The sequence below is a fragment of the Prauserella marina genome, from assembly GCF_002240355.1.
Lineage (GTDB): Bacteria > Actinomycetota > Actinomycetes > Mycobacteriales > Pseudonocardiaceae > Prauserella_A > Prauserella_A marina.
Window position 1 is genome coordinate 4907875 of record NZ_CP016353.1, and the last position, 24362, is coordinate 4932236.

The 24362-nt window shown below is 67.3% G+C and carries 19 protein-coding genes; 7 read left to right on the forward strand and 12 right to left on the reverse strand.

Translation table 11 applies throughout. The features are described from left to right. Positions 1 to 3: 3 nt before the first annotated feature. Genes BAY61_RS22555 through BAY61_RS22570 form a run of 4 tightly spaced genes read right to left on the reverse strand, consistent with a single transcriptional unit; the run spans position 4 to position 1526 of the window. The gene (locus BAY61_RS22555) at positions 4 to 330 is read right to left on the reverse strand and encodes a hypothetical protein (RefSeq protein ID WP_091807540.1); all 327 of its coding nucleotides are present in this window, start codon (positions 328 to 330) and stop codon (positions 4 to 6) included. After that, positions 323 to 781 (reverse strand): YbaB/EbfC family nucleoid-associated protein, encoded by a 459-nt coding sequence (locus BAY61_RS22560; protein WP_091807542.1) that lies wholly within the window; start codon positions 779 to 781, stop codon positions 323 to 325. Before BAY61_RS22560 ends, BAY61_RS22555 begins: the two co-directional genes overlap by 8 nt. Positions 782 to 828: 47 nt before the next feature. Further along, positions 829 to 1125, reverse strand: a complete 297-nt coding sequence (locus BAY61_RS22565) for a hypothetical protein (RefSeq protein WP_091807544.1) — start codon at positions 1123 to 1125, stop codon at positions 829 to 831. A 56-nt stretch (positions 1126 to 1181) separates the two neighbouring features. Beyond that, positions 1182 to 1526 (reverse strand): hypothetical protein, encoded by a 345-nt coding sequence (locus BAY61_RS22570; RefSeq protein WP_091807546.1) that lies wholly within the window; start codon positions 1524 to 1526, stop codon positions 1182 to 1184. A gap of 360 nt (positions 1527 to 1886) precedes the next feature. Here BAY61_RS22570 and eccCa point away from each other — a divergent pair, with 360 nt between their 5' ends. From eccCa to BAY61_RS22590, 4 genes are all read left to right on the forward strand, one after another. Further along, complete coding sequence (gene eccCa / locus BAY61_RS22575) at positions 1887 to 5849, forward strand: type VII secretion protein EccCa (protein ID WP_338061482.1); 3963 nt, start codon at positions 1887 to 1889, stop codon at positions 5847 to 5849. A 94-nt stretch (positions 5850 to 5943) separates the two neighbouring features. Continuing rightward, positions 5944 to 6729 (forward strand): hypothetical protein, encoded by a 786-nt coding sequence (locus BAY61_RS22580; protein WP_091807549.1) that lies wholly within the window; start codon positions 5944 to 5946, stop codon positions 6727 to 6729. Between the two features lie 83 nt (positions 6730 to 6812). Next, positions 6813 to 8849, forward strand: coding sequence for a hypothetical protein (locus BAY61_RS22585; protein WP_091807550.1), 2037 nt, complete (start codon positions 6813 to 6815; stop codon positions 8847 to 8849). Positions 8850 to 8880: 31 nt separating this feature from the next. Beyond that, complete coding sequence (locus BAY61_RS22590) at positions 8881 to 10194, forward strand: S8 family serine peptidase (protein WP_091807552.1); 1314 nt, start codon at positions 8881 to 8883, stop codon at positions 10192 to 10194. A gap of 39 nt (positions 10195 to 10233) precedes the next feature. On the opposite strand, the gene BAY61_RS22595 is transcribed toward BAY61_RS22590, so the two are convergent. From BAY61_RS22595 to BAY61_RS22630, 8 genes are all read right to left on the reverse strand, one after another. After that, positions 10234 to 11157 (reverse strand): RNA polymerase sigma-70 factor, encoded by a 924-nt coding sequence (locus tag BAY61_RS22595; protein ID WP_091807555.1) that lies wholly within the window; start codon positions 11155 to 11157, stop codon positions 10234 to 10236. 77 nt (positions 11158 to 11234) lie between these two features. After that, on the reverse strand, positions 11235 to 11711 hold the full coding sequence (locus tag BAY61_RS22600; protein WP_091807557.1) for a carboxymuconolactone decarboxylase family protein: 477 nt from the start codon (positions 11709 to 11711) through the stop codon (positions 11235 to 11237). A 160-nt stretch (positions 11712 to 11871) separates the two neighbouring features. Further along, positions 11872 to 13350, reverse strand: coding sequence for a type VII secretion protein EccB (gene eccB, locus BAY61_RS22605; RefSeq protein WP_091807559.1), 1479 nt, complete (start codon positions 13348 to 13350; stop codon positions 11872 to 11874). Between the two features lie 4 nt (positions 13351 to 13354). Continuing rightward, complete coding sequence (eccD, locus tag BAY61_RS22610; RefSeq protein ID WP_091807561.1) at positions 13355 to 14755, reverse strand: type VII secretion integral membrane protein EccD; 1401 nt, start codon at positions 14753 to 14755, stop codon at positions 13355 to 13357. Then, on the reverse strand, positions 14752 to 15750 hold the full coding sequence (locus BAY61_RS22615) for a hypothetical protein (protein ID WP_091807563.1): 999 nt from the start codon (positions 15748 to 15750) through the stop codon (positions 14752 to 14754). Before BAY61_RS22615 ends, eccD begins: the two co-directional genes overlap by 4 nt. After that, positions 15747 to 16877, reverse strand: a complete 1131-nt coding sequence (locus BAY61_RS22620) for a type VII secretion protein EccE (RefSeq protein WP_170140258.1) — start codon at positions 16875 to 16877, stop codon at positions 15747 to 15749. The genes BAY61_RS22615 and BAY61_RS22620 overlap by 4 nt, the downstream gene beginning before the upstream one ends. Before the next feature lie 107 nt (positions 16878 to 16984). Then, on the reverse strand, positions 16985 to 18775 hold the full coding sequence (locus tag BAY61_RS22625; protein WP_091807567.1) for an AfsR/SARP family transcriptional regulator: 1791 nt from the start codon (positions 18773 to 18775) through the stop codon (positions 16985 to 16987). Further along, positions 18756 to 19607 carry an SseB family protein gene (locus BAY61_RS22630; RefSeq protein WP_170140257.1) on the reverse strand — a complete coding sequence of 284 codons (852 nt, stop codon included), beginning with the start codon at positions 19605 to 19607 and terminating at the stop codon, positions 18756 to 18758. The genes BAY61_RS22625 and BAY61_RS22630 overlap by 20 nt, the downstream gene beginning before the upstream one ends. A gap of 439 nt (positions 19608 to 20046) precedes the next feature. Between BAY61_RS22630 and BAY61_RS22635 the strand changes: the two genes are divergently transcribed. The 3 genes from BAY61_RS22635 (at position 20047) to BAY61_RS22645 (ending at position 24356) form a co-directional block, all read left to right on the forward strand. Beyond that, positions 20047 to 21042 carry a sigma-70 family RNA polymerase sigma factor gene (locus tag BAY61_RS22635; RefSeq protein ID WP_245865348.1) on the forward strand — a complete coding sequence of 332 codons (996 nt, stop codon included), beginning with the start codon at positions 20047 to 20049 and terminating at the stop codon, positions 21040 to 21042. A 345-nt stretch (positions 21043 to 21387) separates the two neighbouring features. Next, positions 21388 to 23076, forward strand: a complete 1689-nt coding sequence (locus BAY61_RS22640; RefSeq protein ID WP_091807571.1) for a class I adenylate-forming enzyme family protein — start codon at positions 21388 to 21390, stop codon at positions 23074 to 23076. After that, positions 23073 to 24356 carry a cytochrome P450 gene (locus tag BAY61_RS22645; RefSeq protein WP_091807572.1) on the forward strand — a complete coding sequence of 428 codons (1284 nt, stop codon included), beginning with the start codon at positions 23073 to 23075 and terminating at the stop codon, positions 24354 to 24356. Before BAY61_RS22640 ends, BAY61_RS22645 begins: the two co-directional genes overlap by 4 nt. Positions 24357 to 24362: the final 6 nt, after the last annotated feature.

A 24362-nucleotide genomic window follows, 5' to 3' on the forward strand; every position in this document is an offset into this window, starting at 1 on the left:
AGGTCAGTACAGCTGGACATTGTCGGGGATCTCCACCCGCTGGATGTCCTCGGTGCTCTCCGCTTCGGCCACGCCGTACTCTCCGCAGGCGTTGATCACCGCTTGGGCAAGCTCGGTGAGCGACTCTCCTGTCTCGACGATCGCGTCCCGGAGTTCGGTGATCTCCGCGTCCGGATAGTTCTCCGCGAGTGCCCTGTCGATTCTGGTCGCGTCACTGAACACCGGGTTCTCGACTTCAAGGGCGTTGCTCATGGCCTCGCCGACCTCGCGCAGTCCACTGGCCCCGGCGATGGCGACGGCCGGGTCCTTGACCTCGACGTAGCTAACCACGACCGTGCTCCTTCCTGTCCGCGAGGATCTCCGCGTCGACCTTGAACAGGTCAGCCGCCATCGGGTTCGGCTCCGGCTGTTCGATTCCGTACTGAGCCGAGAGCTTGCCGATGTCGTCGGGGAAATGGCCGTTCACGAGTTCCTGGGAACGGGCCATCACGGCACGGACCGCCGCCGTCACGGTGTCCATGATGGACTCGGAAAGCTTGGCAGCGTCCGGCTCCCGGTAGACCCGGGGGTCGAGTTCGAGTTCGACGAGTTGACCTCGTGGTCCGACGACGACCCTGATCAGTTCGTCGTCGGACCATTCCTCGGCGGTGAGCGACATCATCTCGGCCTGGATCTCGGGCAGTCGCTCCATCGAGCGGTTGAGATCGTCCATGACCGAGTCGAGTGCCGAAAGATCCGGCAATTCGATGTTGCGCGGAAGCTGCCCCTCTGGCGACACCATGATGGCGCGCTCCTTCCTGCCGAGTGAGTCTTTACGTGTCAGTCGAATCAGGCGCCGAGACCGGCACCCGCGCGCTGGTCCGCCGAGACGATGTTCACGGCAGAACGCTTCGTCGCGTTACCGCCGGCGTCCTCCGAGGCGGCCAGTGCGTCGCATTCGGCGTGGCAGCCGGAGTACTCGGCGAATACCGACTGGGCGAACGTTCCGGTGAAGTCCTCGCCGGTGATCGTCTTCACCTTGGTCATCAGTTCCTCGATGATGCCGCGGATGGCGGCTGCCGTCGACACCCCGGAGTCACCGGCGGCGTCGACGTCACCGACCCGGTACCGTGTCACGTCTTCCATCGTCTACCTCGCAATAAGTCGTTGGTGGATTCGCGTCGCGTGGCGGGGAAGGGCGATCAGAGCCGGGAGAACTGCATTCCGCCGCCGCCCATGCTCGCCGGGTCGACCACGGAGAGGTCCTGGCCGCTCTCCTCTTCGGCGGCATTCACCAGGTTCTGGCCGCTGAAAACCGCTTCTTCCATAGCGGTGATGCGGCGGTTGATGGCCTGCTCGTAGGGCGCGATCCGGCCGGAGAACAGGTTGGTGGCCGCGTTCAGCGCGGTACCGAGCCAGGAGCCACCCCTGGTGGAGTTGACCGTCGTCTCGGTGTTGGTCGTCAGCTTGTGGACCTGATCCCTGGCCTCAGCGAACGCCTGCCGCAACTCCTTGATCTGCGCGTGGGTCAGTTGAATGTCGTTCACGGCACAAGTCCTCCAGATCGATAGGCGCGGCGGACAACGCCGATGGTGGGTGTCAATGGTGCTTTCGCTACCCCATGATCAGCGCAGCCACTGGCACCACGCGGTCGACGCTGACACTCGACCTGTTCAAGAAAGTCGCTGGTCAGAGACCTGATTGTGGACTCAGTAGCCCCAGGTACGGATTCACTATCCAGATGGGCACCACCCCGCTGGAGCGAGATAATGGCCATCGCCTTGATCGGTGCCGTGCGGTGTGGTCAGAATTGACGAAGCCGCATGGTATGTGTTCCGGCAGCCCGTCAGTAGGTTCTCGCGACCACCGCGTTGTGTTCGAAAGTAGGTCAGTCTCTCGTGGCGACGATGATTGTTAGGCGTCCGTTGCGTCGTCCGGCGCCGGAGTTGCCTTCTGGGGACACGATTTTGGAGGCGCCGCCGGAGAATCCTGAGCCGAGTGGTAAGGGTTGGACTCGGATGCTGATGATCGTGCCGATGTTGGCGATCATGGGCGGGATGATCTTGATGATCTCGATGCGGTTCAATTTCGGGCCCATCATGTACATCGCTGGTGGGCTGATGGCGGTGGGGATGGGCGGCATGATGCTGTTCATGATGCTCAACCAGTCCAATCAGGGCACGAGTAAGCAGGAGATGATCCTGAACCGGCGCCGGTATATGCGGCGGTTGAGCCAGTTGCGGGTGAAGGTGCGGGACAGTATCGGTAAGCAGCAGGCGGCGATGTATTACCGGCATCCGGATCCGGCACGGTTGTGGTCCACGGCGCAGAGCGCCCGCCTGTGGGAGCGGCGCCCGCTGGACTGGGATTTCCTGGTGGTGCGGCTGGGTGTGGGTGAGCAGGAGTTGGCGACGCCGTTGGTGCCGCCGCAGACCCGGCCGGTGGATGAGCTGGAACCGTTGTGCGCGATGGCGTTGCGGCGGTTCGTGACGAAGTATTCCACGGTGCCGGATTTGCCGATCGCGGTGGCGTTGCACGGTTTCTCCCACATTTACGTCACCGGTGACACCGGTGCGAAGCGGGCGCTGGCGCGGGCGATCACCGCCCAGCTGGCCACCTTCCACGCCCCCGGTGATGTGATCCTGGGTGCGGTCACGGTGCCGGACGAGCGGGCGTCGTGGGAGTGGTTCAAATGGATTCCCCACGCCCTGCACCCGAACAAGGCCGACGCGGTGGGCAACATCCGCCTCGTGACCGACAGTGTGGTGGCGCTGGAGTCCATGTTGGACGATGTGTTTTCCACCCGCCCGCGTTTCAACCCCGGCACACCCCCGGCCGAGGGCCTGGCCCACGTGGTGGTGTTCCTCGACGGGGGGCCGGTGTCGGGGTCGGAGCATTTGATGGCTGATGGCGGGGTCGAGGGCGTCACCGTGGTCAATTTGGCTGATCCGCCACCCCGTGTTTTGGATGCCTCCACCCTGGTGCTCGACATCGCCACCGACGGTGAACTGACCAGCAAAACGATGGACGGGGAAGGCAAAGTCGGCACCGCTGATGCGCTGGACCTGTCCGACATGCGTGGCCTGGCCCGGATGCTGGCCCCGCTGCGCCTGTCGGTGCAGACCGCCACCGACCAGCCCCTGGCCGGGGGTCCGTTGGAGTTGACGGATCTGCTCGACCTCGGCGACCCCCACGCCTTCTCCCTGGCCGAGACCTGGTCCTCGCGCTCCAACCGCTCCCGCCTGCGGGTGGCGATCGGCGTCCACGCCGACGGCCGCCCGATGGAACTCGACCTCAAAGAGTCCGCCCAGGACGGCATGGGCCCGCACGGGCTGCTGGTCGGGGCGACCGGGTCCGGTAAATCCGAGTTGCTGCGGACGCTGGTGCTGGCGTTGGCGACCACCCATGATCCGGAAACGTTGAACTTCGTGCTCACCGACTTCAAAGGTGGCGCGACGTTCACCAAACTCGACCAACTCCCCCACACCAGCGCGGTCATCACCAACCTCGAAGACGAACTCCACCTCGTGGACCGCATGCTCGACGCCATCCAAGGCGAACTCATGCGCCGCCAAGAACTGCTGCGCAAAACCGGCGACTTCAACTCCCAATACACCTACGAAAAAGCCCGCGCCGCCGGGGCACCGCTGGAACCGCTGCCCGCGCTGCTGGTCATCGTCGACGAATTCTCCGAACTACTCACCGCCCGCCCCGACTTCATCGACATGTTCGTCCAAATCGGCCGCGTCGGCCGCTCACTCGGCGTCCACCTCCTACTGGCCTCCCAACGTTTGGACGAAGGCCGACTCCGCGGGCTGGAATCCCACCTGTCCTACCGCATCGCGCTACGCACCTTCTCCGCAATGGAAAGCCGCACCGTCCTCGGAGTCCCCGACGCCGCACAACTGCCCCGCTCCCCGGGCAACGGATTCGTCAAAGCCGACTCCGAACTCGCCCGCTTCAAAGCCGCCTACGTCTCCGGCCCCATCAAAAACAAAGCCGCCGTGCGCACCGACAAAGCCGGCAACCGCATCGTCCCGGTCCAGGAATACACCACCCACTACCTCCGCCCCAAAATCACCGACAAACCCGAACCCGACACCACCACGGCCGCCGACAACGAGAACACCGAAAGCCTCCTTGAGGTCCTCGTCGACCGCATGAAAGGCCAAGGCCGACCCGCCCACCAAGTCTGGCTGCCCCCCTTGGCCGAACCACCCACGCTGCCTGATCTCGTGGGCCCGCTCGGCAAGCACGACCGCCGCGGCCTCACCACCACCACCACGGCCACCCACGGCACCCTCTCAGCCGTGGTCGGGATCATCGACAAACCGTTCGAACAACGCCGCGACCCCTACTGGATCGACCTGTCCGGCGCGGGCGGCAACATCGTCGTCATCGGCGCCCCCCGCAGCGGCAAAAGCGTCGCCATCCGCACCATCCTCGCCACCCTCGCCCTCACCCACACCCCCGCCGAAGTCCAATTCGCCTGCCTCGACTTCGGCGGCGGCGGGCTGACCGCCATCCGCGACCTCGCCCACGTCAGCGGCGTCGCCACCCGCCGCGACACCGACACAGTCCGCCGCGCCATCGCCGAAGCCCACGGACTCCTGCAAGAACGCGAACGGGCCTTCGCCGAACACGGCATCGACAGCATGGCCACCTACCGCAGGCGCCTGCGCAACGGCGACTTCCCCACCGACCGATTCGGAGACCTCTTCCTCATCGTGGATGGCTGGTCCACCCTGCGCACCGAATTCGAAGACCTCGAACCCACCGTCGCGGAAATCCTCAACCGCGGCCTCGGCTACGGCATCCACGTCATCGCCGGCTGCAACCGGTGGATGGACCTGCGCATGAACACCCGCGACATGTTCGGCACCCGCCTCGAACTCCGCCTCGGCGACCCCCTGGACTCCCAATTCGGCCGCAAACACGCCGCCAGCGTCCCCGAAAACACCCCCGGCCGCGGCATCACACCCGAAGGCTTGCACTTCCTCGCCGGAGTCCCCCGCATCGACGGCCAGCACAGCGACGAAGGACTCGGCGAAGCCACCGCCGCCCTCGTCCCAGCCATCAACAACGCCTGGGACGGCAACCCCGCCGCGAAAGTCCGCCTCCTACCCGCGGTCCTGCCCTACGAAGACCTTCCCCCCGCCGACACCGCACCCACACAAGGCATCGCGATCGGCATCTCCGAACGCGACCTCCAACCCGTCCACCTCAACTTCGACACCGAACCCCACCTCCTGGCCATCGGCGACGTCGAAACCGGCAAAAGCTCACTACTACGCGCCCTGGCCACCAGCATCATGGCCCGCTACCAACCCGACCAAGCCCAAATCGCGCTCATCGACTACCGCCGCAGCATGCTCGGCCTCGTCCCCGACGACTACCTCATCGGCTACGCCACCAACCAAGCCTCCGTCAAACGCATGACCGCCCTCACCGTCGACGCCATGACCAAACGCCTCCCCAGCGACGACATCACCCCCCAACAACTCAAAAACCGAACCTGGTGGACCGGCCCCGAACTATTCCTCCTCATCGACGACTACGACCTCGTCACCAGCGGACACGACAACCCACTACCCACCCTGCTGGACTACATGACCCAAGGCCGCGACATCGGCCTCCACCTCATCATCACCCGCCGCTCCGGCGGCGCCGGAAGAGCACTCTTCGACCCCGTCCTCTCCCGCATCAAAGAACTCGCCTCACCCGCCATCATGCTCTCCGGCAACAGAGACGAAGGCCCACTCTTCGACAACAGAAGACCCCAAAAACTCCCACCAGGCCGAGCCTGGCTCATCACCAGAACCACCGGACACCAAATGATCCAACTCGCCCACCTACCGATGGCGACTTGACAGGCGGCTGTTCTTTGGAGACCAGGAACTTTCTCCGCACCGGAGGCCGCGGGTTCGCGGAACTGACAGCGACACGGCAGCACAGGAGAGGGACATGAGCTACATCAATGTGGACTCGGCCAGTTTCGACACCAGCGCCGAAGCGGTCGTCGACGTGGCGGGAGAGTACGCCACCGGCACCAACACGCCGTCCTTCGGCGGCGGAGGCGATGTCGTTATCGGCGGCCAGCTGAACGGAACGGGCGACCACACGGCCATCAGCAACGGCGAGTTCATGCCCGGTCTCGCCGCGCAGGAGGTCGTGACCGAGAACGCCGGACTGTGGTCGAACAGCGCGATCAACACCCACCAGAGCATCGAGGCACTCAGCGCGGCATTGTTCGGTATCAGGGACATCTTCGCCGGAACCGACAGCGCGAGCGCCGGTGACGTCGCCAACGCGGTCAACTTCATGTTCACCGACCCCAGCGCGACCACACCAGGCGGACTTCCCGGGTACATCGACCCCGAGGCGACGACGGAGTCCATGGAGGAGTCCATGGAGAACGACTCCGCCGAAGGAGCCGAGTCGGGCGGTGACAGCTCTCCCGCACAGCTGCCGACGACCACGTCGACTCAGGTTTACGACGACGCGGGCTGCTACCTCTACACCCACCACGAGACCACCTCGCCCGGTGCGGACGGCAGCGCGGGACAACACAAGATCGAATATCCCGATGGGTCGGTGGATTACTACCACACCAATGCCGACGGCGAACGCTACGGCGATTTCTCGGTCGACCCCCAGGACACGATTACCACCGGTGAGTCGATGGATGAACAGACTCGTTTGTTGGACGAAGCGCTTGAGGAAGGACTGCCCGAGGACATCGGCAACTGATCCGACACTCGCTCACGCCGAACCGAATCCGGAGCTGAAGAATGGAACCACCACCACCAGGAACTGGCGGCGGTACCGACCCCATGCAGGTCGACCATGTCGCCATTCAGCTACAGAATCTCAGGGTCAGCGGCGAGCATTACGGGACGACAGCCGCGATCGGCGCGGCGTGGGCGACGCAGGCGGAGACCGTCCAAGCCGCCTACGAGGGACTGGACGACGCTCTAGCCAAACTGGACTTCGACTCACCGGTGGCGCGTGACGCATTGTTCAGCCGGGTCGACAAAGTCAAGGATTTCCTTTACGACCAGGCCGCGTCGGCCAACGCGATGGCGGGGGCGCTGGAAGGGCTGGCCGGCGCTCAGGAACAGGGCGTGCAGGACATGCAGGCGCTGTTCGAGGAGTACGAGACCGAGCACGCCGCCGCCGATGCCAACATGGTGCCTCACGATTGGCACGGCAACTACCAGCCGCCGGGGTTGACCAAAAAGGACAAGAGCCTCGATACGCCGGACGAGGTGCAGGAGAAGTACGACCAGCTCGCCTACGAGCTTGCCAAGGAGATCGCGAACAACTACGCGCCGTTCATCGCGGTCATGAAGGCGAACAAGCCGCCGGACGTCACCCCGCTGGAATACGTGCTCCATCCCAGCGTGCACGGCTTCGAGCCGCCCGCGGTTCCGCCTGCTCCTCCCGGTGGTGCGGGAGCGCCGCCTCCAGCCCCGGCGCCGGCGCCCGCACCGGCACCAGCCGCCCCGGCACCGGCTCCCACCCCGACCGGAGGAGCACCTGCCCCCGCGCCGGGTATGACCCCGCGCATGGCTCCGGCTTTCGCGCCGGCGGGCGGCGCTGCGTCCGGGGGCGCCGGTACCGCACCCGGAGGCGCTGGTGCCGCCGAGGGCGGTGCGGGCGGTGGAGTGCCCGGCGCAGCACCGGGTGCCCCGGTGTTGCCGGGCGGGATGGGTAACGTGATCGGCGCTCCTGGTGTGGGTGTCGGCAGGCAGGGTGGTGACGGTGGCGCGGGTGTGATCGGAGGGGGCAACTCGTCGGGGCCTGGTGTGGCGCCTGGTTTCGCGCCAGGGGCGGCAGGGAGTGGCCCTGGTGTCGGTGCTCCGGGGGGTGTAGCCCCGAGTCAGGGTTCGACACCGGGCGTTCCCGGGTTCGCCGGTGCTTCCGGTGGACCGCCGGGTAACCCGCAGACACCCGGGTTCGCGCCGCCCGCGTTCAATGCCGGGCCGGGGATGACGCAAGGTTTGATGCCGCCTGCTGTTCCGGCTTCGTCGACCTCGCGGCCGAGTACACCGCAACAGGTCAGTCCCCCCAGCCCCCCACGGCCGCCGGCTCCGCCGACGCCGGAGGCTCCGCCGACGACGGCACCGCCGCGGACTCCGGTGCAGTTGAACGAGTTGCCGCCGGAGACGATGGTGCCTCCGACACCGATGATCCCGCCGATGTCGATGATGCCCCCCGGCGCCCTCTCAGCGCTCAACCGCGGGGCGAGGGCCCCGAACACGGCCCCGGAAACCGGCGAGGCCGCCGGTCGCGCCGAGGGAACCGACGCGTTTCCCGGTGTCGGCACGGCAGGGCCCGCCGTGCTGGGCAGCAACACCGCCCGCACCCGCCCCGGCAGCACAGGTGAAGCGCCCGTGGTGTCGGAGGGCATGCCAGGTGCGGTGCTGGCCAACAACCACCGCGCCACCGAAAAAACCTACACCCAGCGCCGCAAAGAACGCGAAGCCGCGCAACGCGCCCGTTTGAAGCGCGGCACCGTGGCGCCGGAGTCGGAGTTCAGCCGCGACCTCACCGCCAGCGCCGACTCCGTACTGGAAGCCCCACTGTCCCTGGAACAACTCCGGGCACGCGCGAAGGAAGTACCCGGCTCGCTGCGCCCGAGTGTCCACACCGGACAAGCCGCCCCGCCCGGACGCAAACGCACCACACCCGACCAGGCACCCCGCCGCGCCACCCAGGAAACCACGTCGAAACCATCCTCGACCACCTCCGAGCGCATCGACGAAGCCGCGTGGGAAGTCGCCACCCCCGGCGGCCCCGTCGTCGCCAAACAACAAGCCCGCAAAAAAACCCAAGAACCGCCACCAACCCTCAACGCGGGAGCATGATGAACCCGCACGCAACGAAACCAGACCAGCGGTGACCCGGAAACACCACACCAGAAAGCCGCTCGCCGCTGTCCTCGCCGCACTGGTACTGACCATCACCGCATGGGGCGGCGCCACCGTGGTCACCGCCCCAGCGGCCGTGGCACAGGACCGCTGCGTACCACCAGGCACACACCACGCTCCCGTGCCATGGCCACAACACCTGCTCGCCCCCGACCAGGTCTGGCCACTGTCCACCGGACGCGGGCAGCGGGTCGCGGTCATCGGCACCGGCGTGGAAACCCCACCCCAACTAGCCGGAAAAGTCTCCGCCAGCACCGATCTGGCCCCCGCCGACACCACCGGCCGCGACAGCGGACGCACCGACTGCCTCGGCATCGGCACCGGCGTCGCCGGCATCATCGCCGCCAACCCCGAACCCGGCACCGGATTCCGCGGCATGGCCCCCGGCGCCACCGTGCTCTCCGCCAAGGTCGTCGGCGACAGCTACCCCACCCAATCCGGCGACTCCGTCGACCCCGGGATACTCGCCTCCGCGCTGGACTGGGCCGTCGGCGAAAACGCCACCGTGATCGCGGTCCCCGTCGTGTCCTACCGCGACAGCCCCGCCCTCCGCGCCGCCGTCGATCGGGCCCTGCGCGCCAACACGGTCATCGTCGCCGCCGTCGGCGACACCAACGGCCAGGACGACGCCCCCCTCACCCCCTACCCCGCCGCCTACCCCGGTGTCCTCGCAGTCGGCGCGATCGACACCACCACCACCGCGGCCGGGTTCTCCCGCACCGGCCCCGTCGACCTCGTCGCCCCCGGCGACAACATCACCACCACCCAACCCGGACACGGACTCGCCCCCGTCTCCGGAACCGCCTACGCCGCCGCCTACACCGCCGCCACCACCGCACTCGTGCGCTCCTACTACCCCGACCTCCCCGCCCCCGCCGTCGTCGCACGACTCAAAGCCACCGCCGCACCCGCCCCCGAAACCCCCGGCAGCACCCGCTACGGCGCAGGCATCATCAACCCCCACCAAGCCATCACCGAACACACCGGCGACGGCGCACAAACCTCCCCGAACACCTCGGTCTCCCGGCAACCACCCACCGACGAGGAAATCGCCGCCGCCCAGGCCACCATGAACGGACAAACCCTCGGCTACACCCTCACCGCCGCCGGAATCGCACTCACCCTCCTCATCGCCGGAATCATCGTCTTCGGACCACTCGGCAAACGCCGAAACTGGCGACCCGGCAACACCCCCACCAGCGAAGAACACCTACTCCGACACCACCAACCCGAACCACCACGCAACCTCTTCGACGACCTGAACCAACGAAAACGCCGCTGATCGGGCTGGTCCGGGCCCGGACCAGCCCGATCAGCGGCGTCAGTCCTGACGCCTGCGCGTCTGCCGCAGCTCGCGGTCAAGCGCCCACGCGTCGCCGACCGGCCCGAGGTGACCGAGCTTGTCGGGGTTGCTCACCCCTCGAATCGCCTGGATCTGCCCTTCGAGCATGTCGAGCACGACGATCTGCAGCACGTTGCCGTCCCTGTCGCGGAAGATCGCACCGGGCTGCCCGTTGAGCTCCCGCTGCTCGAATGCCACCTCGGCCCTCGCCAGCATCGAGAAGCCCGAGCCGAGCACCCTCGCGACGTTGTCCGAGCCCACGATGGTGTTGGCCAGTCGCGGTGCCTTGCCTCCGCTGTCGCCGATGAGCTGGACGTCGGCTGCCAGCAGGTTGCGGAGCCCACCAACGTCACCATCGGTCATCGCCTGGAAGAACCGTGTCGCCAGTTCCTGCCGTTCTCTCCGGTCCGCCTCGAAGCGCGGCCGCCCCTCCGCCATGTGCCGCCGCGCCCGCACCAGCAACTGTCTGCACGCCGACTCGGTGCGGCCCACGGCCGTCGCGATCTCGTCGAACCCGAAGGCGAACACCTCACGCAGTACGAAGACCGCCCTTTCCAGCGGACTGAGCCGTTCGAGCAGCAACAGCGCCGCCATCGACACCGAGTCGGCGAGCTCCGCCGCTCTGCCGGGATCTTGGTAGGGGTCGGTCAGCAGCGGCTCCGGAAGCCAGGGACCGACGTAGGACTCCCTGCGCATTCGAGCGGAGCGCAGCACGTCGATCGAGATCCTGGTGACCGTCGCCGAGAGGAATGCCTTGACCGACACCGGCTTCGTCTCCGAGCCGTCGAAGCGCAGCCACGTCTCCTGCACCGCGTCCTCGGCCTCGCTGACGCTGCCGAGGATCCGGTAGGCGATCGAGAGCAGCAGGCCCCGCAGCTCCTCGAAATCATCGACCTTGCTCACGCGGCCCTCCCTGCCGGGCTCCCCGCCCCTGCCGGGCCACCGTAACGCGCGAGCGCCGGCTGAGCCTCCCTCACCGTTCAGTGGAACTGTCCTGGCTGGTAGTCACCCGCGGTCTGTTGCCTGGTGATGATGTTCATGCGGTTGACGGTGTTCATGAAGGCAACCAGGATCACGAGCGCGGTGAGCGCTTCCTCGTCGTAGTGTTTGACCGCCCGCGCCCACGCCTCGTCGCTGACTCCTTCGGCGGCGTCGGCGACCCTGGTTCCCTGCTCGGCCACCTCAAGCGCGGCCCGCTCGTCCTCGGTGAAGACGGTCGCCTCGCGCCATGCGGCGACGAGGTTGAGCCGGAGCTGGGTCTCCCCCGCCGCCGCAGCCTCCTTGGTGTGAATGTCGATGCACGGAGCGCAGCCGTTGATCTGGCTGACCCGCAGTGCCACCAGCTCCTGGGTGCTACTCGGCAGCGAGGACTCCTTCAGCAGCTTGTTCAGCGATATGAAGTGTTTGGCCGCCTTGCCAACGGCCGGGCTGGCGAGAAGGTTCAGTCGCGCGTCCATGGTTGCCTCCGCTGTCGTCGGTGGTGACAAACCTGGAGACGAGACGGCGGCAGTTCCCTGTGACATCGGCCGGTGTGAGCCAGGGCACGCGCGAGTTCCGCGCTCAGGCACGCGAGACCCACGCCCGTGCCGCCGAGAGCGGCACCCAGCTCGAACCGACCTAGTGTGTTTCGGGTGTGGCGGGCGTTCCCGCTGCCGCGCTCGACAGGGTCGGGCCCGCGGGGATGCGTTGTACCAGCGCGGCTGGCATCGGGACCGCCGTATTCGGGTCGTAGCCGAGACTGCTGAGTTCTTCGTCGGTGGGCACGGGGTAGCGGACGCCTTCGTCGGTGACGACGTTGAGTGCTCCACCTTGTGCGGTGTCGGAGGGCATGGCCCGGACGACGGCGACCTGCCCTGGTGGGACGTGGATGCGGTCGGCGAGGACACCACCCGACTGGGACTGCCCGACGGTGGGCGCGCCTTCGGCTCCGGCCAGGCTGCCGGTGGTCATGGACACCGTGGAGCGGGTGCCCGCGCCGGTTGTCGTGGCGCAGAGGCTGACGGGTTCGCTGTCGGGGATGTCGGCGACGGGTGGGGGGTTGGTGGGCGGCGCGGTGGGGCCTTGTTGTCCGTTGAGGACATCGGCGACGGGAACGTTGCCGGCCATGGATGCCGATACCGGTGTGGGTTCGGTGGAGTGCTGGCCGAGGATGATCCGCATCTGCAGCGGGGTGATGGGCGCGAGTCCTTCACGGAGCACGACGTAGTACTGCTCGCCGGTGCCGACCGGGTGGTGGAGCAGGTCGCCGATCTGGTGTCCTGGGACGGCGGCGGTTTCTCCGCCGTGACCGTCGATGCCGATGTCACGCAGGTCGGGCCCGGCGGGCAGGGCGTTGAGCCAGGCGGAGCCGACGTCGACGATGCGGTTGCCAAACCCGAAGATGGAGCGCAGTAGCCGGTCGGGGTCGGCTCCGGCGAAGCGGTAGCGGTGGTTGTTCCAGATCAGATACCGGGTTCCGCTCTCGTTGTCACGCACCAGCAGCGCCGAGTTCCCGAGCGAGTCGCGTTCTGTTTCCTCGACCCCGACTCTGACTTCGGTGGAGATGGAGGGGCTGCCGGAGGCGTCTTGACCCAAATGGGTGCAGGACATCCACGGGGCGGTGATGGCCCGGTCCGGGGGTGGCAGCGAGTCGGGTGCTCCGGCGATGCCGACCATGGGTTTGCGGGGGATCCCGGCGAGGCTCTTGCCCGCGACGCGGAATGGTTCGCCGGTGTTGGCGGCGGCGCCCATCCGGCCACCCCGCATGCCGGCGGCCGCGGCGGCGGGGGTGGAGCCACTTCCGGCGAGCAGCCGGGCGGAGGCGTAGTTGAGGACGGGTTGGAGTTCGCCGTCGAGGTAGACGAACGCGGCGCCGGTTTCGCGTTCGATGACCACCGATCCGTCGGATTGCCAGCTGGATCCGCCGGTGTTGGTGAGTACCCCGACGATGCCGAACACGGCGGCGATGATGGCGGCGATCATGACGCTGCCGAACACCGCCCCCACGGAGCGGCGCAGTGGGGTTTGCTCCGGGTCGGTTTCGTGCACCATCACCGAGGACACGACGCGTTGCATCATGAACTGGTAGGAGTGCAGTTGATCCTTGCGTGAGGCCATCAGCTCAGCCGATCCCCGCCATCAGTTCCTGCACGTGGGTGTAGAAACCGGTGATGTAGAAGGCGAAGGGCACCAGCGCCAGCACCGAGATGACGTCGAAGATGTCGGCGATCCTGCCCAAATACGGGGACGGGGTTTTCTTGCTGTAGGTCAGCCCGCCATACACCACCAACAGCGCCACCGCGAGGATCCCGAACAGCAGCAACATGCGGGTGCCGTTGGTTTCGGCCGCGATCACCCGGTCGGCAACGCACAACAAGCCCGCGAACCCCCCGGCCAGCAGCAGCGGCACTCGCTGCCGGGCGACGGCGAACAACCTCGCCCGCAACAGCAGTGACAGCGCCGCCGCCAGGACCATCAGGATTCGGGTGGTGCTGCCCTCCCCGGTCAACACGAGGGCGCACACCACGGCGGCACCGGACACGGCGATCAAGAACCCGGACAGCAGCTCGTCGGTGCGGGCGGCGGCGGCGTAGATGTTGGCCACGGGTGGTTGTTCGGCGTCGTTGAACAAATCCGAGGAGCGTTGCGGGAGTTCGGGCAGTGGGATGCGCCCGAGCCGGATCGCCAGCAGCGGATACGCGGGCAGCAACACCAGACTCACCGTCAACACCACCGCGGCGGCGCCGTCGGGGGTCATGGTCCCGCCGAGCAGGCCACCGAGGACACCCCAGAGTCCGCCGAGAATGGCGGCGGCGAACCAGCGGGCCTTCGCCGGAACCCCGACATAGCCGAGTGCGCCGAACACCAGCGCCGCCGTCGACCCCAACGTCAGCTGGGCGGCGCCGAATTCGGTGAACGGCAACCCCTCGGGTCCGGCGACGAGCCAGCCGCCGGCGAAGGCGTAAGCGGTGGCGCAGGCGGCGATCACCGCGCCCGCCTCCGCGTCTCCTACCGCCCGAGCCAACGCCACCCCCGCCGCGAGCAACACTCCAGCCGCGCCCAACAGGGCGAGTCCGGCGGCCCACCACGGAGAGGTGAACGTCAACGCCGCGCCCAGCCCGGCCAGCAGAATGATCGCCGCCGCCGCGAGGCTGCACCGGCGGGTGGCCGCACCGCCCCAGCTGCGGCCGTAGCGGCGGGAGCCGCTGGCGATCGACTCGACGACGTCGTCGTACTCGACCTCCGGCCATTCCGACTGCCCCGCCACCAGATGCAGGACTTCGCCGTCCATGACGCGCTGCGTCGCAAGCGTTTTCGTCGAGTCGATCACCGCTCCCCCGTGGCGGCGCAACAGCCAGCCACCATGCCGCTCGCCGGTGTCGGCGGCCTCTTCGCCGACATGCTGCAGCAAATACGGGACCAGATCCGCGGCGATCACGTCTTCGGGCAGAGCGATGTCAATGGAGCGTTTCGCCGTCACCACGGTGACTCGCGTCAACGCGACGCCGAGTGCGTGGGTCACCTCGACACCTCCATCGCGGGCGGCGCGAACCGCTCCCGCTCGGATTCGGTGAAGTCCAACCAGGTGACCGCGCCACCGGCAGCGGTCCGAACGATCATCATGTCCTCATCCAGCACAGGTAGGTGCGCGGCCAGTTCTCTGCTGAGCACCCCGGCTCCGGCGAGTTCGCCCGCCACACCAGGACTTGTTCTGCTCAGACACAACACATCCGCGTCGCGCGCGAACGCGAGATGTGCGGGGGAATGATTCTCGACCGCGATCAACCGCGACGTCCACGCGGGCAACGACTCCGACACCGCGGGCCCGTCACTGGCCTTGTGCACCCGCAACACCGGCGCCGACGCCGACGCGGTCAACGCGACGTCCGCGCCCGGTTTCGGCAGGATCACCCGCTCGGTACCCAGCCGCCGCCACGGACCGATATCGGAACTGAACGCCACCACCCGCGCGCCCGTCCGCAACGCCCGCAATGCCAGCAACTGCGACACCACAAGCTCGCCGAACACCACCACCGTCACCGGCTCCTCGGCGAACAACGATGCCACCACCGGCGCACCACGCTGGTCCCGGCCGAACCGGAAACCACACCACGCGGTCGACAACTGCAACTGCCCCAACTGCTCCGGAGTCACGTCATGCCAGCCCACCCGCAACCGGGACAACCTGCGATGCCTGCGATGCCGCCAGTTTCCTGCATGCTCGACACTCGCCGCGGCGGCCTCGGCTCTCGCAGCCCCCTCGGAATCGCCCTGCTTACCATCCCCAGCCGCCATCCCGCGAGCCTGCGCCGTGCCTTCCGCGGCCGCGCTGGAGCGCACCGTTGCCCCCGCGGGCGCCTCAGCGGTCGCGGGATCGGTCCGTGCCGCCGTGTTCTCTCTCGGCGCGGCCGGAGCGCCCAGCACGGAAGCGACCGGCTGCGCCTGCTGCTCTGGCGCCGCCGGTGCTTGAGCAGCCGCGCCCTGGGCGGGACCTTCGGGCAACTGGGGCTGGGTCATCGGGCCATCCCTCCGCTCGGGGCCGACAAATATGTCGCCACTGCCTGCTCTCCGTTGAGCCGCATGAGCTGACCTCCGAAACCGGTCACCGTCTGGGAAAGGTCGGCACAGGCCTGTTCGTGCCGCGAGGAGGGTTCGCCGACTCTGATGAGACAGCGCAGGGTCCCGTTCTCACCGTCGGGAACAAGCTGGAACGCGACACTGACCAGCGCGACCGGCAGCGCGTGCACCGCGCCGATCAGCCGCTGTGCCTTTCCGAGTTCCGGCCACCGCTTCAGCCAAAACGAACTGTGCGCCAGCCGCACGGAATTCCACGACTTCCAGCGCTCACCGACCACACCGCTGTTTCCGGGAGCCAGGTCGCAGCACAACACCAGCGCGTCGAGCAGTTCGTCCGCGTCCAGCAGCCGGGACCGCAGTCCCGAACGGTGCAGCACCCTGTCCACCCGGCGCGACAGCTCACGCAGCACCTCGGGAACATCGGGTTCACCGTTCGCGTCATCGAGCACGGCTTCGGCAACGGCACGCGAGTCGAGGCGGATCGCGACCCACATCGCGTGCCGCTTACCCAGCTCCGGATTCGCGGGGCGCTCGGCGGCGAACCCGACGACCTGCACCGAAGCCCCGAACTGGGTGGCCTCACCCGCGATGTCGAAAAGCTGCGCTAGCGGAACGGGGGGTTGCACGGTGTCGTGAGTGACCAGAACCTCGTGCACGGCGAACCAGCCCGCACCATCCGAGCCCATCCCGAACACGGCGCCGGTCCAATCGGGAATGTCCTCGACCGTGACATCCGGAACAAGACTCCGCACCGCGCTCAACCGAGGATCGTCGGCCTGCTGCGCCTGCTGTTTCCGTCTGCGCCACAGCCGGGCCGCGAGCGGAATACGGTCGGTCCACCAGCGGTCACCATGTCTGCCCAGCAAACCGGCCAACGCCAACACGCCGAGTACAACGCCGGTAATCGCCAGCCACATTGTCTGGACCAGCAGGATCAACACGACCGCGTGGACAACGACGATCGCGATGAGTCTGCCAAAACCCAACGGCCCCAGCCTGCCCGGCCTGCGCGCAGGCCGGAGAAACGCGGCCGCCCCTTTTCGGGGTGTGCTGATGTTACTAGCCACAATTCCCATTGAACCGCCGCCAAGCAAACAACCCGGCCGCGGAACCCCGCTCAGGACAAGCACTTCGGTGCCTGTGCGTGTCTGACATGGACAACAGAAAGCAACCACTAATCCGAACTCAGTGCGTACTCCCTGCGAATCTCCTGCACCATCCGAACCGTATGCGGGTTCAACTGACTCGCGTGATCACCTTCCAGCAACGTCGTGTACATGTGCTCGGCCAGCTCGCCCAAACCCGGGCGGTGGTACTCGCGACAGAACAACACCAGCGTCCGCCACAACCCCTCCACCCGAGGCAGCAACGTCAAACCCTGCCGGATCGCCCACTCCACGGTGTCCAAATCACCCGAAGCCGCCGCGACCTCAGCCGTACCACGCACCACCCTGACCACCTCGGAACCCATGTGCGCGGTCAACGTCCGCAACGTCGTCCGCGCGTGCGGGCCCAGCGTCGCACCGGTCGGCAACTCACCCCTGATCAACGCCAGCGCATCGACCAGCGCACCCAGCTCGCCCTCACCGTAGGCACCGCCGACGAGGTGACCGAAAACGTCGACGTCCAGCCTGATTTCCCCAGCGGGGAACCAGTTTCCCGACGAACCGGCCACCATCTCCACCATGGCCTCGCCGACGGGGATCCGCAGATGCCCGCCCGCGACCGTGGCCTTGGGAGCGCCAGGTGCCCGCAGCAGCTCATCGAGAACCGGGGCGGGAAGTCCCTCCGGATGCCGCGCCCCGAGCACGATTTCGGCGAGCACGGGGTCGGTGGTCTCGGTGGCCCTCCCCTGCACCGTCACCGAAACCGGGCCCAGCAACCGAATCTCGGCCATCGCCGGTTTGACGGCGGTCTGCTCGTCGAACGGCTCCTCCGGCGCGCGGACCTCCTCATGCTGGGGCGACTCCCCGGCGATCGCGAGGCGGCTTGAACTCACCAGCGAGCCACAGCGGTCGCGGGCGTCCGCGATCTCCTTCTCGATCGAGGCGAGTTGCCATTCGAGCGGCCGGAGCCGAACCCCGCCCTGCCACGCCTCCAGCGTCCACTGAGCACTGTCGCTCCAGCCGAGGTACACCACGCTCAGCACACCGGCGTTGGCAGCGACCAGCTCGGCGAGCCGGTGCGTCTCCCCCGCGGTCGGCACGGAGGCGAGGATCAGCGCGATCCGTTCCCTTCTGACCGCGAGCGTTTCCAGTTCCGCCCACAGCTCTCCCAGACCGGAGGCGTACCGCACGGCACCTGGGCGGGGAACCCCCGCACGACCGGAGAATCCGACGAGCACCGGCCGCACGTCCCTCGTCCACGGGTTCGTGGTCAGCTCGAACACCACCGACTCGACCAGCTTGCAGGCGTCGGAAGGGTCGCCCTCGATCGAGCCGATCGCTCCAGCCGAGGCGAGATCCAGCAGCACGGGGCCCGCCGTCGAACGGCCGACGGTGACCAAAGTGGACCGGCCTGGGGGAAGCCTCGCCCAGCGCGGAAGCTCGGAGAGGTCGGCCATCCAGGCCCAGCCCGCGCTGTCCTGGCGCGGGCGCCAGTCCCTTCCAGGGGGCTCTTCGAGTACAGCGGTGAAATACACGCTCACCACTCCGGATTCGATGACCATCGCCCGCACGAGCGCGGCGGCGTGCGGACGCATCGCGGCCAACGCGGCCGACACGATCCCGCTGTCCCGGGAATCACGCACGACCCAGCGTCCCGGCTCGACGTCGGGCCTCTGTTCCTTGCCGTGGCGCATCCTCCGGTAGACCCGCTCCCCCCAGAGCGCACACGCGCCGACCGCGACACCCGCGGCCGCCATCCACATGGACGCGCCGGGCACGGTGTCGAAGGCGAAGGCGACAGTGTGCGCCTCGCCGACAGGCCAGCTTTCCGGCCCCTGCTCAGGAAGCCACCAGCTCATTGATCCCCTCGTGCGGCAGAATCAGTTCAGCACTGGTGCCAGGGTTCAGGCACAGCACGTGACCGGAGCCCGGCCACGAGTCGACCAGTTCGCGGAAGCCGACCGTGACCCGGTCGGGCTTCCCCGGCAGCAACCGGTCGAGCAGTTCCTCCGAGCTGAAGACGGGAACGACCCACACGTCGGGACCGGCGATCGCCCGGTAGGGAAAGTCCGGCCCGCCGTGCTCACTCGATTCGAGTACGACGACCTCCGCCGCGAGCAGCGCCGCCAGGAAGGCATCGAAGTCCATGTCGTCGACGGCCGCCAGCATTCGTTTTTCGGACTGGTTCGCCGAGTCACCCGCGAACGCCGCCATGGCGGCGTCCCTGTCGATCTTCAGGCCGTCGATGCACAGGGTCCGCATACCGGCCAGCATCTCGTCGAGCATGGCTTCCTGGACGCCGCGCATGGGCAGCAGCCCGACTTCGCCGTTGGCGATGCCCTCGACCTCTCGCAGCGACATCGCCGCGCCGATCGGCGTCGCGGGGTTGATCACGAGCTGTCTTTCGCCTGGCTGGTCTTTCGTCGCCTCGGCGAGAGTGGTCTGCTCGAAGGAGGTGACCCCACCGCCGGTGACCCAGGTCAGTGACTGCGGGGAGGTGAAAAGAATGATGGGTGAGGTGTCGTCGGTCTCGTAGACGGGGAGCGGGATGAGACCTTCCTCTACCGACTCGGGATCGGGCACGAAGAACGGGGCCTCCCGCAGCAGTCCACCGAACCGTGGACTGTCACCGGCGGTGAGCGCCTCCACCATGCCGCGCTCCACCGAGTTGGCTGGCTGCCATGCCGTCATCCGCCGCCCACTTCCCGCATTTCTCGTTCCCGACGCGGGCGCCGGGCGATCGCCCGCGCAGTCCCGCGTAGCAAGCATCGACCAGCCCACTGACACCCGCCGGACAGTCGCCACCCTGTAAATGTGGATGAACCCGCAGGTCAACAGACTCTCGCGGCGACGAAGCCGCGAGCTACGGACGCACTACGGATCACCTCGCACGAACGTGCGGAGCCAGCGAACAGGCGCGGACGGCACCCGGCACCGGTTGTCAGCTAAACCGTAGCCGCCCAGGACCGTCCCCACCACGGGTTCGGCGAATCCCGTGACGTGCGCTTTGTTTCCGAGCGACGACGCGACGCGCTGTCAGCGCCGAGTCAGCACCGGAGCGCACTCTGTTCTACACAGCGTTCTGTCCGTGCGCCTTGGAGTGCCGGAAGTCTGCCGAGGGAGGACCGCCGTGGAAACCGGGAGCATCGGTGACACCGCCGCCGACCGGCGCGCGGCGAGGCGGCGCCTTTCCGGCGATCCGCTGCGTCACTACTTCAACGGCATCGGCAAGACCCCGCTACTGACCGCCGAGCAGGAAGTCATGCTGGCCAAGCGGATCGAAGCCGGACTGTACGCGGAGCATCTGCTCGCGAATGGACAACGCGCGGCCGCCGAAGCCGACCTTGCCGTCATCGTGAGGCAAGGAGCCGAGGCCAAACAGCGGCTGATCGAGGCCAACCTGCGCCTCGTGGTGAGCATCGCGAAACGCTACCCGGGACGCGGACTGCCGCTCATCGATCTCATCCAGGAAGGCAACCTCGGCCTGATCCACGCCGTCGAGAAGTTCGACCACACACCCGGTTTCCGGTTCTCCACCTACGCGACCTGGTGGATCCGCCAGGCCATCACGAGGGCGATCGCACAGCAAGCCAGGATGATCCGCATCCCGGCCAAAGTGCTCGAACAGGTCAACAAGGTCGCCGCCGCCCTGCACGAGCTGACGGTCGAGCTGGGAAGGCACCCGCGCAGCGACGAGATCGGCTCCCGCGTGGGCCTGCCCGCAACCCAGGTGATCGAACTGCTCGAATACGCGGAAGAACCACTCAGCCTCGACGGTACGACGGGCGAGGAGGGCGGCACGTCGCTCGCCGACGTGATCGACAAGGTGCGCCGGGTGCATGCCGCCGATCAGTTCGGCGACACCGGCCACCGCGAGGCGGTCCGTGATCTGCTCGGCAGCCTGAAACCGCAGGAGCGGACCGTGATGCGCTTGCGCTTCGGGCTCGACGACGGCCGCCAGCGCACGCTCAACGAGGTGGGCCAGGAATGCGGCCTGACGAGGGAACGGATTCGCCAGGTCGAGAAGCGAACGCTGACCAGATTGCGCGGGTTGTCCACGCCGCCGTCCATGACGGGCCGCCAGGTGCGCGACAGCGGAGACGAGATACTTATTCCAACGGGCTGACACTATTCATTTCGGGAATGTGATATCGCCCGTTATTCGATTCATTCCGATTGACAAAAAGGCGGGCCCCGCAACTCGCTTGCCCACGACGGATTATCGCCGTGTCCATTGTGGACACGGCGATAATCCGCGTTACACCATCCGGACGAATTCGTTCACCCATAAGGTCTTGTGTGACCACTCGGTCGCAGGTATGGTCTGCCGAACGAGGCTTTTTCCCCAATTTTCCGTATCCAGCATTCGCATTGCCGAATGACAACGCCGACAACCACTGATCCGGATATTTCCACGCCACTCCTGACGGATCACGTGGTTCCGCCGAGCGCGCTCTGAAGGATTTCGCCGATGTCCGAGAAAATTCATGACCGACAGTGGATCGACGTGACGACGCTCGGCGATCTGCTCGATCGTCGCGCCGAGGCCGACCCGCATCGCACCGCGCTCACCTTCCCGGATGAGACGGTCGGCTACGCGGAACTCGCCGCGAGGGCCGACTTCTTCGCAAGGGGGCTGCTCGCGCTCGGCCTGCGGCCCGGCGACACCGTCGGGGTGCTGTTGCCCAACGGTGTCGACTCCATCGCGACCGTGTTCGGCGCGATGAAGATCGGCGTGATCCCGGTACCGGTCAACGCGAGGTTCAAGGAGTTCGAGCTGCGCACCGTCGTCCGGCATTCCGGGATGCGGCTGCTGTTCACCAGCGCGCCATCGGCGGATGGGCCGGACTTCCCCGCACTGCTGACCACGACGTTTCCCAGTCTGACCGAGCCGGGCCTCGCCGATGCCCCCGAACTGACGAACGTCGTCGTGCTCGGCGGCGACCCGCGCCCCGGTTTCCTGACCGGTGCCGAGTTCGCCGCCGCCGCGGAACGCGCGGATCCGGCGGAAGTGCGGCGCAGGCAGCGAGAGGTCCGTGTCAGGGACACCGCCGTCGTCATGTACACGTCGGGAACCTCGGCGAGCCCCAAGGGCGCCATGATCAGCCACGAGGCGTTCGCCCGGTTCGCATCCGGCGCCACGCACGACCGCTTCGGGCTCACACCTGAGGACCGGGTCTGGACAGCTCTTCCGCTGTTCCACATCGGCGGCCTCGCGTTCGCCTTCGCCACCATCTACGCGGGGGCCACCTATTGCCACACCGGGTTCTTCCGGCCGGACACGGCACTCGATCATCTGGAGGCCGAGCGCGCGACCGTGGTGCTGATCGGTTTCGAGACGCTGTGGCTGCCGGTGGTGAACCAGCCCGATTTCGCCGAACGCGACCTTTCCTCCATCCGGATCGTCATGTGTGTCGGCGTACCGGAACGACTGCGGGACCTCGCGAGCAGGCTGCCCAGCGCGATCCAGGTGTCGTGCTTCGGTATGACCGAGGCTTCGTCGTTCCTTTCGCTCAACGATCCCGGCGACACCCTTGAGGAGCGGGTCACCACCGGAGGACATCCGATGCCTGGGATGCGTTGCAGGGTCGTCGATCCGGCCACCGGCGCGGATGTTCCGCCCGGCACCGAGGGCGAACTGTTGTTCCGTGGCAGCAATTGCTTCGACGGGTACTTCCGGGACCCGGAGCTGACCGCACGCGCTTTCGACTCCGAAGGCTGGTTCCACACCGGTGACGTGGCCACCATGGACGCCGACGGCAGGGTCACGTTCGTCAGCAGGCTCAAGGACATGCTCAAGGTGGGTGGCGAGAACGTGTCGGCGGCCGAGGTCGAGGGCTATCTGCTCGGGCACCCCGCTGTGAGCATCGTCGCCGTGGTGGGCGCGCCGGACGACTACTACGTCGAGGTTCCCGCCGCCTACATCGAACTCAAGCCGGGCGCCGACGCGACCGAGCAGGAGATCATCGACTTCTGTCTCGGCAAGATCGCGACCTTCCGGGTTCCGAGGTACGTCCGGTTCGTCACCGAGTGGCCGATGTCGGGCACCAAGATCAAGAAATATGTGCTGAGAGAGCGGATAGCCGGGGAACTCGCGACCGCGGGCATCAGTGTCGCGCCGAAACTCGGTACGACGGACAACGTGGTCGTCGCGCCATGAGCTTGCTGACCGACACCACCACCGGCATGCGGCTGTACCGGTCGCGGCTCCGGCTGCTTCGCTCCGCGATGCTCGGTGATCCCGTCGCTTCGATACTGGGCATGCCGCGCGGCACGGATGGCAACGCCAGGTACGAACGGCTGCGCGAGCACGGCGAACTGGTGCGCGGGCGCAGCGGACTCTACATGTCGGCTTCCCACCGCGTATGCAGGGAAGTGTTGCGAGGCAAGGACTTCGGCGCTGTTCCCACCGCGACGGCGAAACTGCGGCTGCGCCCACCGTCGTGGCAGCGCGGCGACCTCCTCGTTCACCCGCTCGACGATTCGTTCGCCTCAGCCGACCCTCCCGACCACACCCGGCTTCGCAGAATCGTGGCACCGTTGTTCACCCCGGCCGCGATCCGTGAGCGAGGCGCGTTCGTCGAACGGGTCGTCGCCGAGGAACTGAACCGTCTCGACACGCGGGAACCGGTCGACCTGATCGGCGAGTTCGCCATCAGGGTGCCCAGCAGGGTGATCAGCGAATTCCTCGGCCTTCCACCGGGAAACCACGATCGGTACTGCCGCTGGGGAATCGAGTTCGGCGCGGTCGTCGACGGCGCCCACGGCCCTGGCGAACTACGCAGGACCCGGCGACTGCTTGCCGAGATGGCCGACCATTTCGCCGACCTCGTCGCCGAGCGCCGCCGCGCGGGCAACAAGGGGGACGACCTGCTCTCGGTGATGATCGAGGCGGCCGACCGAGGTGACCTGACCGAAGCCGGGTTGCTCGCGACGGCCGAGGCCCTGCTGATCGGTGGCTTCGTGACGACGGCCAACATCATCGGAAACGCCGTGATCGCGTTGCTTGCCACCCCCGAGCAGCGGGACCTTTTCGCCGCCGACACCAGCCAGGCGGACCGGGTGGTCGAGGAGACGCTGCGTCTGGTGGCCCCCGCGCAATACAGCGTCAGGGTCGCCGCGAATCCGGTCACCGTCGGTGGAACGCAACTACGCGAGGGCACCCCCGTCGTCACCCTGCTCGCCGCGGCCAACAGGGACCCTTCGGTGTTTCCCGACCCCGGCCTTTTCGACTTCACCAGGCCGAACGTCAGGGAGCATCTTTCGTTCGCGGCAGGCGTGCACTACTGCATCGGAGCGGGGCTGGCCCGGCTGGAAGGCGAGATCGCGCTGCGGGCTCTGTTCGACCGGTTCCCCGGCCTCACGGCGGCGGGACGGCCAGAGTACTGCCCTTCGAGGGTCATCCGTGGCCCGCAACGCCTGCTGATCCACCCGCGTTGACAGGAA

Coding starts and splice junctions, on each gene's coding strand:
- BAY61_RS22560 (WP_091807542.1), bottom strand. CDS start 781: ATGGTGTCGCCAGAGGGGCAGCTTCCGCGCAACATCGAATTGCCGGAT.
- BAY61_RS22565 (WP_091807544.1), bottom strand. CDS start 1,125: ATGGAAGACGTGACACGGTACCGGGTCGGTGACGTCGACGCCGCCGGT.
- eccCa (WP_338061482.1), top strand. CDS start 1,887: ATGATTGTTAGGCGTCCGTTGCGTCGTCCGGCGCCGGAGTTGCCTTCT.
- BAY61_RS22580 (WP_091807549.1), top strand. CDS start 5,944: ATGAGCTACATCAATGTGGACTCGGCCAGTTTCGACACCAGCGCCGAA.
- BAY61_RS22585 (WP_091807550.1), top strand. CDS start 6,813: ATGCAGGTCGACCATGTCGCCATTCAGCTACAGAATCTCAGGGTCAGC.
- BAY61_RS22600 (WP_091807557.1), bottom strand. CDS start 11,711: ATGGACGCGCGACTGAACCTTCTCGCCAGCCCGGCCGTTGGCAAGGCG.
- eccB (WP_091807559.1), bottom strand. CDS start 13,350: ATGGCCTCACGCAAGGATCAACTGCACTCCTACCAGTTCATGATGCAA.
- BAY61_RS22615 (WP_091807563.1), bottom strand. CDS start 15,750: ATGACCCAGCCCCAGTTGCCCGAAGGTCCCGCCCAGGGCGCGGCTGCT.
- BAY61_RS22625 (WP_091807567.1), bottom strand. CDS start 18,775: ATGAGCTGGTGGCTTCCTGAGCAGGGGCCGGAAAGCTGGCCTGTCGGC.
- BAY61_RS22630 (WP_170140257.1), bottom strand. CDS start 19,607: ATGACGGCATGGCAGCCAGCCAACTCGGTGGAGCGCGGCATGGTGGAG.
- BAY61_RS22640 (WP_091807571.1), top strand. CDS start 21,388: ATGTCCGAGAAAATTCATGACCGACAGTGGATCGACGTGACGACGCTC.
- BAY61_RS22645 (WP_091807572.1), top strand. CDS start 23,073: ATGAGCTTGCTGACCGACACCACCACCGGCATGCGGCTGTACCGGTCG.